Source organism: Frankia sp. AiPs1 (assembly GCF_023716945.1).
Taxonomy (GTDB): Bacteria; Actinomycetota; Actinomycetes; order Frankiales; family Frankiaceae; genus Frankia.
Genome location: NZ_JAMQQF010000893.1, coordinates 1 through 1,587 on the forward strand (window position 1 = coordinate 1; position 1,587 = coordinate 1,587).

At 74.0% G+C, this 1,587-nt stretch carries 1 protein-coding gene; it reads right to left on the minus strand.

Going from position 1 to position 1,587, the window contains the following annotated elements; translation table 11 throughout:
* A partial coding sequence (locus ND748_RS31650; RefSeq protein WP_251749958.1) for a serine/threonine-protein kinase occupies nucleotides 1–1,022 on the minus strand: 1,022 nt, incomplete at its 3' end.
* Between the last annotated feature and the right edge of the window lie 565 nt (nucleotides 1,023–1,587).

Sequence of the window (1,587 nt, forward strand, 5' to 3'; positions counted from 1 at the left end):
GCCCCGGCCGCCGCGGCGGCCACCCCGCGCCCGCCGATGTCCGCTGCCGGACCGGCGCCTGCGGCCCGGCCCCCGATGCCCGCGGTCGGGCCGGTGCTGGCCGGGGCGGGGAGGTTCCAGCCCTGTAGGACGTTGGTGACGTCCTGCGGGTCGACCGCGGGGGCGGCGTCGGGGCCGGTTCCGGCGGGGTCGCCGAGCAGGCGCAGCATGAGTTGCTGGGCGCTGGGCCGGGTGGCGGGGTTCTTGCGCATCGAGAGCCAGACGATCGGGCGCAGGGCCGGGTCGACGTCGTCGAGGCGCGGTTCCTCGTGTAGCGCCCGGTAGAGCAGCACCTGGGCGGAGGCGTCGCCGAACGGGTAGTGGCCGGTGGCGGCGAAGGCGACCAGGCCGCCCCAGGCCCAGATGTCCACCGCGGAGGTGATCGGCTGGCTTTCGATCTGCTCCGGGGACATGAACGCCGGCGTGCCGAGCTGCTGCAGGTCGCCGGTCAGGCCGCTGCCGGCGTCCACGGCCCGGGCGATCCCGAAGTCGATCACCCGGGGGCCGAAGGGGGAGAGGATGACGTTGGCGGGCTTGAGGTCGCGGTGGACGATCCCGGCGCTGTGGATGGCGGTGAGCGCCGCGGCGACGCCGACCGCGAGCTGCTCCAGGTTGGCGTCGGCGAGCGGGCCGTTGCGCTGGACGTAGCGGGCCAGCGTCTCGCCCTCGATGAACTCGGTGACGAGGTAGGGCCATTCGGCGTCGGGGTCGGCGTCGAGGACCTCGGCGGTGCAGACCCGGGCGACGCGCCGGGCCGTCTCCGCCTCCAGCCGGAACCGGGCCCGGAACTCGGGGTTGCCGACCGCCTCCGTCCGGATCACCTTGATCGCGACGAGCCGGCCCTTCTCCGAGCGACCCAGGTAGACCATGCCCATGCCGCCCTGGCCGAGCTTGCCCAGCAGCGTGTACGAGCCGAGCTCGCGGGGGTCGTCCGGGCCGAGCGGAACGGCGCGCGCCGCCACTTCAGCATCCGATGACGCCATCGACCTGTACCCCTGCCTGCCGCGTGCCGACCGCGGTCCGGGCGGGCGACGCGCTGGGCGCGGGCCCGCCGGTGTCGCGCACCGACCCTTGATCGATCATGGTGTCCCGACCCGCCGACACGACGGATCACATGGGAAAATCTTAGGTGAGTGTCCCCTGTTGCAGGACTGTCGGGGCTCCGACTCCCCTTACGACCTGGTTGTCAGCGGATTGACAGGGTTCGCGCCGGTCTCGGGCGGCTCCCCGCGCCCCGCGGTGTGCCATTGTCGGGGCAACGAGATCTTGGCATCAGGCGAGATCTCGGCATCAGGCGAGATCCTGGCGCCGGGGTGAGATCTTGGCGCGAGGGCAAGGCCTGGACACGAGCGCAGGATCTGGACACGAGAGACCTGGACACGAGGGAGAGGCACCGCATGGCGAGGATGGCCGGCCGCGTCGCCCGAGTCACCGGCGCGCTGGGCTGCGCGGCGGCGCTGCTGGCCCTGGCCGCCTGCTCGGACGGCGACCACCGCGGCGACGGCCGGTCCCGGGCGAGCGGCGCGGCGGGCGCCGTCGGGACCGACC